Genomic DNA, 7539 nt, shown 5'->3' on the forward strand with positions numbered 1-7539 from the left:
TCAATAGCGAAAGCCAGAGTTCAAGTTTGAACTTAACCTAATGAACCGCCGTATACCGAACGGTACGTACGGTGGTGTGAGAGGTCGGTAGATGAATTAATCATCTACCTCATATTCGATTTTTTTAATTCGAAAATTTTTTCATTAAAGTTATCAATGTGTTTTGTCGATATAATGTATAGGAAAGGTGGAGAAGGAGGAATTATATGAAAATTGATAGTGCTGTTACAACACCTTCTATACAAAAAGTTCAGCCGGTTTTAACTATTGAAAAATTAGAAAAACAGTCAGTTAATAATAGTGAAATGAATGTTGAAACATCTTCTACTGATGAACAGAAAAATGTAAATGAAGAAGAACTAATCCGTGCTATAGAGACTGTAAACAAGAGCGTTAAGATATATGATAGAAGGCTTGAGTTTTCTGTTCATGAGAAAACTAAAGAAATAATAGTAAAGGTTATTGATACAAATACTGATGAGGTAATAAGAGAAATACCACCAGAGAAGATATTAGATATGGTAGCAAAATTATGGGAAATGGTTGGTATATTAGTGGATGAGAAAGTTTAACAAAATCCCAATGGATTTTGTAATGTAAAATTTTTTTAATTTTCAATTTTTAATTTTAAATTCTTGCAATAGCGAGTTTCGAGGTGGTGTTTATATGAATAATCTTAGAATTGGTGGATTAGCTTCTGGTATGGATATAGACCAAATAGTAAGTGACCTTATGAAAGCAGAAAGAACAAAGGTAGATAAATTAGAACAGGATAAACAGCTAATAAAATGGAAACAAGAGCTTTATCAAGAAATCAACTTGGATTTTGCAAACTTTATATTAGATACTAAAAAAGAATTTGGATTAACTTTAACAACATCTACAGGTACATTAGTAAACAGATCAGTTGATAATTTAGATTGGGTAAAAAGTGCAACATCTTCAAATGAAAATATAGCTACAGTTAGTGCAAATTCAAGTGCAGTTAGAGGTACTTATAATATAACTGTTGATAGATTAGCAGAGAGTTTTTCAGCAGCAAGTAGCGGCAGCATATCAATTGGTGATAAGTCAAATATAGCTAGTCAGTTTGGTTTAGCTGTGAGTGATAAAATAGAATTTACTATTACAACTAATAAAGGAGAAAAGAAATTTACATATACTAATCTAGATACAGTATCTTTAAACGATATTGTTAAAGATATTAATAGTGCGGATTTAGGTGTAACAGCAGTTTATGATAGTACAATTGATAGATTTTTTTTACAGACGGACAACACAGGTTCTGATAATTGGATGAAGATTACAGATACAAGTACGTTTTCAGGTGGAGGAACTTTTATAACAGGAGATGCGAGTAAATTACAATTAAAGTATAATAATGGTGGTTCATCTGTATCTTTAGTTAATGGGCAACAGTATTCAGGAGTAGATGCACAGATAGACTTTGGGGAAGCAAAAGACATTGTAATGAGTTCGAATCAATTCACAATAAATGGAATAAATTTCAATCTGAAGTCTACTGGAAGTTTTACAGTTCAAGTGGATACTGATGTAGATGCAGTATATGATAAAATAAAAACTTTTGTTGAAAAATATAATGAAATTGTTGAAAAGGTAAGTATTAAACTTTCAGAAAAGAGATATAGAGATTATAAACCACTGACTAAAGAGCAGAAAGAACAGCTATCTGAAAAGGAAGTAGAACTCTGGGAAAAGAAGGCTAAAAGTGGACTTTTAAGAAGTGACTCGATATTATCTAGAACTATGTATAATATTAGAAGTGGATTGTATGAACAGGTTTCTGGTGTTACTGGTTCCTATGATCAGCTTACAGAAATAGGTATAACAACTGAAAGCTATATTTCTGGTTCTACTGGTGGTAAATTAGTAATTGATGAAACTAAATTAAAGACGGCTATACAAAATGATGTTGATGGTGTTTTAGAATTGCTGTTTAAAGAACCTAGTGAAGAGTTAAGAACTAAATCAGAAAGTAATATGACAGCCGCTGAAATTCAGCAAAAAAGAAGTGAGAGCGGTCTTATAAATAGGCTTTATGATAACATGATTGCTGGAATGAAAGAAATAATCAACAAGTCAGGGCCGGGAAATGATTCAGCAACTTTTAGAAATGTAAAATCTAATATGTTAATCGATTTTATAACCCAATATAGTGGTATAAGTATGTTAGATAAGGATATTTCTAACATTGATGATAAAATAGATGATATGTATGATTATTTAGATAGAGTTGAGGATAGGTATTGGAGACAGTTTACCGCTATGGAAAAAGCTATTTCGCAAATGAACCAGCAGAGTATGTGGCTGATGTCTCAATTTGGTGGAGGAATGTAAGCATAAAGAATAAAGAATGCAAAACATTCTTTATTCTTTATGAATTTAAAATTTAAAATGTAAAATTGAAAATAAAAAAAGAATAAAACGTAGTGGTTTTAATAAAAGTATATGTTAATATGATAATCAGCATTTAAAGCATTTAAATAGTTAAAATTAACAGACATTTTTATGGAAGGATGGAAAGGTATGGTCGTGAAAAATCCATATACACAGTACCAGCAAGATTCGATAATGACGGCGACTCCTGAAGAGTTAACTTTAATGTTATATAATGGAGCAATAAAATTTGTAAAACAAGGGAAGTTATTTATAGAACAAAAAGATATACAAAACGCTCATAACTCCATAGTTAGAGCTCAAGATATAATTAGTGAGTTAAATATCACTTTGAACATGGATTATGAAATCTCTAAAGATTTGAGGAGTTTATATACATTTATTTTAGACAAGCTAATGGAGGCTAACATAAAAAAAGATTCCAAAATATTAGATGAGATATTGCCTATTGTAGAAGATTTGAGAGATACTTGGAAAGAGGCAATGAAATTAGCTAAACAAAATAAAAAGGCTATCAAATAATTAGGAGCTGATAATGTGCCAGATGATCTGATAAAAGGGCTTATTGATCTTAGTGAAATAAAATTGTCTTTAGTTAGAGAAATATTAGAAATTACTAAAAAGCAGTCAGAATGTATAAATGGGAATGATATCAAAGGGCTTCAAGAATGTATAGATATGAAGCAGAAAAGGATAGATGAAATAAATAAAATAGATAGTGTTTTTATAGAAAAGTATGAAGAATTTAAGGCTATAAATAAAATAGATTCTATTGAAATGATTGATATAAAGAAATATCCTCGTTTAAAACATCTTAAAGAAACAACAAATAATATTTTATTAATATTAAAAGAAGTACAGGCAATAGAAACTGATAATAACAAAAAGATAAAAAATGAATTTGACAGCCTTAAGCTTAAATTAAAGAATATTAAACAGGGTAAAAAGATGGTAAAAGGGTATGATAATGCTTATAAAATTAGAAATATGAATAGTTCTATATTTATTAATATAAAAAAATAAAGTGTTTCTTTATTCGTATCCTCAGGCAAAAGCCTGAGGATTTTTACTTTTATATTAATGTTTTAGTCGGTATTGGGGATATTAATCTAGCTGCTGATGAATTTTGCTTTACGATGCTAATATTAAGCAAAAAACGTCGAAAAAAGTCGGAAAAAAATTACACAATTAACATTTACAACCACAAAAAAATGCTGTATAATAAAAGCATGAAATTAATTTGAAGTTAAAATTAGAATTTATGTTAATTTTATACATTTATTATAATTATTGTATATTTTAAAATTGACATTTCTTATAAGCAGTTTCAATCTCCGTTATAAGAATAAATATAAGGGTAATGACGATTTTACAATATATTAACAAAAACGGAGATGTTTAATAAAATATGGGGGGAGAGGCGCATTATAATGAATGTTAATAGTAGAGATGTTTTAGTTTTAAAGAATAATTATAAAGTTAAGGTTAAAAATGGACGGTGTGTTTTAGAGACGATATATCCTTATGAAAGAAACATACTTACGTTGTCCTTAATTCATGGAATTATTTTTTCAATGCTTGATGGCAATAGGTGTTATGAAGTACTATGTGATGATATTTCTTATGTATTAGGAATACCAAAAGAAAAAACAAATGAATTAATGAAGAATTTTATAGATGTATTTGAATCATTTATAGAGGTTAACAGTGGTTTAAAAAGATCAGATTTAAATAGCATAGATATTGCAAGAAATACTACGGTAGCAGATTATAAAACTATTAAAAAAGATATATTAGATAATTTGAAAAGAGAACCAGTTAGTTTGGTATATTTTGTAACACAAAAATGTGGTTCAGATTGTATATATTGTGCAGTAGGGTCAAGTTATAAAAAGAATTCATTATGTGATGATAATCAGCTTAATATTGAAGAAATACAACAATTAGCTTTTGAAGCGAGAAAACTTGGTTTTAGTGAAGTAGAGTTAACTGGCGGAGACCCTTTAATGCATCCTGATATATTAAGAATTATAGAAATTTTTTCTGATGTTGGTATTAAAGTGAATATATCTACTAAGATGCCTATAACTGAAACATTTATAAATAAAATTAAAAATATAAATAACCTTAATATTCAAATAAGTTTGGATGCTATAGATCCTGTTCTTTTTGAACGACTAACAGGTACGTCAAAAGATAGATTAAAGGATATTATCACAAGTTTAGAATTACTTTCTAAGAATAATATAGATTATAAAGTAAAGGCTACAATTACTTCATATAATATTTTTCATATACCAAGTATGGTTAAGTTTCTACATGAAAAGGGATGCAAATGTTTTCATGTACAGTCATATTATATGAGTCAAGTGAAACATAATGAGAATTTATTTCCTAAAAAAGAAGATTATAAAACTTTTGATTTAAAAATGCAGCAACTTATGAATGAATATAAAGATATGGATTTTATATTAGGTTATGATCTTGATATTATCAACGGTTCTAGAAAATTTAGATCTGTTAGCAGACCGTATTGTTTGGGTGGTAGAAAAGGGATGGCTATTTACGAAAATGGTGATTTTGGGATGTGTGGTATGACAGCCAATAAGTCTATGAGAATAGGCAATATTAGGAATATGACACTCAAAGAAGCATGGGAGTCTGAAAATATGATGAAGATGATTAAACCAACGCGGGATTTATTTAAAGGTACTCTTTGTGAGCAATGTGATTTATTTGATGAGTGTTCTCTAAAACGTTGCTACTTAAGAAGTTTAATTTATTTTGGAACAATATACGAAATAGATCCTTTATGTCCATATAGTAAATATGATTATAAATATACTAGAAATTAATAAAAATATTTTATTTAAAATAAATTAGAAGAAAAGGGGATAAAAGTGAATAGTTATATAGGTGTAAAAGAAAATGTTAAGGTATTTTTTTATCAAGATAGGATAATTATTAAAAATATTTATTCAGATGCATATTTTATAGTAGGGAAAGAGGTAGGATTCATACTTTATTTAATCAGTAAAAATAAGAGAATAGATGAGCTTATTGAAAATATTGGATATTTATATGATATTCCTGTTTCAAAAGCAAAAGATATTTTATTCAAAACGATAGAGCTACTTAAGGATTATATAAAGATTTCTGATAAGGAATTCAAAAGAGGAGAGATATTACTTGATTTTGAAGATTTAAAACTGTGCAGAACATTTAAAGATTTAAAACAGAAAAGTGAATATCCTACAGAAATAGTGTTATATCTGACTAAACATTGCATTAGAAATTGCTTATATTGTAAAGAGAAAGCAGTTACTGATAATGGTATTGAGAAAGATAATTTCTTTTTAGATATTGATAGATTAGAGGCTTTAGTCAATGAACAAAGAAATGTTACTGATTGGGTTTTAACTGGTGGAGAACCACTTCTTCATCCAAATATTATACAGATTTCTGGACTAATAAAAAGAAGAAGTAATGCTAAATTATCTATTGCAACAAAAGGAGTTCCAGATCTACAAATTATAAAATTATTGTGTGATGAAAGCTTAATAGACTGCTTTTGTTTTAGTTTAGATTCAATACAGCCTGATACTGTGAATTATTTATCTGGAAGTGAAACTACTTTTTCTGACATAAGCAATTGTATAAAATTAGTAAAAGATGCAGGAATAGAAATTAATATTAATACAGTACTAACGACAAAAAATTATTTACAAATCAATGATATTGTAGAGTTTTGTAAAACAAATCAGATTCCTAAAATAAATTTCCTTGTTGCCGAAGAGAAAGGACGCTGTCGAGATTTTTTATTATTAAATAATGAACAGATTTTATTCTGTAAAGAAACAATTAAGGAATTAGCAATCAGATATCATCAATATACTATGCCCGTTCTCAAGGTAAAAGATAAATTTAATAATTGTTATAACTGTTCTAACCTATATAACCGATTAATTATTAAGTATGATGGATCAGTCGAACTGTGCAATGGCAAATATCTAGGTAATCTAGATGGAAATACAATAAAAAATGTGTGGGATAAGTTTGCATTATAGTAGATGACTCCAGAATAGATTCTTTATAAAGGAGGTGAAAAGAATGAAGAATAAGGATTTAGAAATGCTTAAAAATTTAGCAGGAGAAAAAATAGGTAACGTTGAAGAAGAAATTGCTGGTCTTGTTTTGTGTGATTGTTGTTGTTCATCAAAAAATGGAGGTTAATACTGTAGTCTTTTTATCTTAAATTAAAAAAGTACTGGGGTCGTCTATTATGATTCTATCTTAATTTTAAGATAGAAAAAGAAAGACTCATTGCAGTATTTTATGTGATGAGTCTTTCTTAACAATTGGGCAAAAATATTTATTATATATAATGTAATATTTATATTATTTGTAGAATCTTGTTATAGAAAACAATTCTAGAAAAGGGGTTTTTAAATTGCGATTTAGAGATGTATATAAGAATAATTTATTTATGTTAAAATTTGTCTGGAAATACTACAAAATATATATAATTACCTCCATACTAATCTCATTCAGTTCTATACTAACACCATTAGCAGACGTTTTAGGTCCAAAATATATAATCGATTTCATAAGCCAAAAAAAACCTTTTACTTGGATAGTTACTGTCGTTATATTAATCTTTTCCATTGAAATATTAAAAAGTATATATTATTCATGGTATTATAAATTTATAACTCCAAGAGCTCATAATAAAATTAAAGGCGGCATTAACAATTTGCTTATGCAAAAGGCAGCATCTTTAGATTTAGAATGTTATGAAAATGCAGACTTTTACGACAAATACACCAGAGCTTTAAAAGAAGCGGACATTAGAGCATTAAGCGTAGTTAGCTCAACAAGAGACTTTTTATTAAGTTTAGTTTACGCCTTAACCCTATTTGGTGTAATCGTTACACTAGATCCTATATTATTATTAATATCTGTTATTTCTATGCTATTATCTTCCTTATTCGGTTTAATATCTGGTAAATGCCAGTTTAAATATGAAAGGTTACTAACTCCATTTGAAAAGCACTTAAACTATATTAAAAGAGTATTTTATGAGGTTCAATACTCAAAGGAAATTCGTATATTTCCAATTAG

General features: G+C 28.0%; 8 protein-coding genes. All 8 read left to right on the forward strand.

Going from position 1 to position 7539, the window contains the following annotated elements; genetic code table 11:
* The first annotated feature begins 206 nt into the window (after nt 1-206).
* Nucleotides 207-572 carry a flagellar protein FlaG gene (locus BUB51_RS11415; protein WP_073197861.1) on the forward strand — a complete coding sequence of 122 codons (366 nt, stop codon included), beginning with the start codon at nt 207-209 and terminating at the stop codon, nt 570-572.
* A gap of 94 nt (nt 573-666) precedes the next feature.
* Entirely contained in the window at nt 667-2358 is a 1692-nt protein-coding gene (gene fliD, locus BUB51_RS11420) for a flagellar filament capping protein FliD (protein ID WP_073197862.1), read from the forward strand.
* A gap of 189 nt (nt 2359-2547) precedes the next feature.
* Nucleotides 2548-2940, forward strand: a complete 393-nt coding sequence (fliS, locus tag BUB51_RS11425) for a flagellar export chaperone FliS (protein ID WP_073197864.1) — start codon at nt 2548-2550, stop codon at nt 2938-2940.
* A gap of 15 nt (nt 2941-2955) precedes the next feature.
* Nucleotides 2956-3441 (forward strand): flagellar protein FlgN, encoded by a 486-nt coding sequence (locus BUB51_RS11430; protein ID WP_073197865.1) that lies wholly within the window; start codon nt 2956-2958, stop codon nt 3439-3441.
* Nucleotides 3442-3848: 407 nt separating this feature from the next.
* Nucleotides 3849-5273 (forward strand): radical SAM protein, encoded by a 1425-nt coding sequence (locus BUB51_RS11435; RefSeq protein WP_073197867.1) that lies wholly within the window; start codon nt 3849-3851, stop codon nt 5271-5273.
* 45 nt (nt 5274-5318) lie between these two features.
* Entirely contained in the window at nt 5319-6485 is a 1167-nt protein-coding gene (locus BUB51_RS11440; RefSeq protein ID WP_073197869.1) for a radical SAM protein, read from the forward strand.
* Nucleotides 6486-6528: 43 nt separating this feature from the next.
* On the forward strand, nt 6529-6651 hold the full coding sequence (locus BUB51_RS13625; protein WP_278294412.1) for a hypothetical protein: 123 nt from the start codon (nt 6529-6531) through the stop codon (nt 6649-6651).
* Between the two features lie 217 nt (nt 6652-6868).
* On the forward strand, nt 6869-7539 hold a 671-nt coding region (locus BUB51_RS11445), incomplete at its 3' end, for an ABC transporter ATP-binding protein (RefSeq protein WP_143153618.1).

Source organism: Caloranaerobacter azorensis DSM 13643, from assembly GCF_900129995.1.
In the GTDB taxonomy this organism is placed as follows: Bacteria; Bacillota; Clostridia; order Tissierellales; family Thermohalobacteraceae; genus Caloranaerobacter; species Caloranaerobacter azorensis.

Bases quoted from the DNA above. Each gene is read 5' to 3' on its own strand.
- fliD (WP_073197862.1), top strand. From the start codon at position 667: ATGAATAATCTTAGAATTGGTGGATTAGCTTCTGGTATGGATATAGAC.
- BUB51_RS11435 (WP_073197867.1), top strand. From the start codon at position 3,849: ATGAATGTTAATAGTAGAGATGTTTTAGTTTTAAAGAATAATTATAAA.
- BUB51_RS11415 (WP_073197861.1), top strand. From the start codon at position 207: ATGAAAATTGATAGTGCTGTTACAACACCTTCTATACAAAAAGTTCAG.
- BUB51_RS13625 (WP_278294412.1), top strand. From the start codon at position 6,529: ATGAAGAATAAGGATTTAGAAATGCTTAAAAATTTAGCAGGAGAAAAA.
- fliS (WP_073197864.1), top strand. From the start codon at position 2,548: ATGGTCGTGAAAAATCCATATACACAGTACCAGCAAGATTCGATAATG.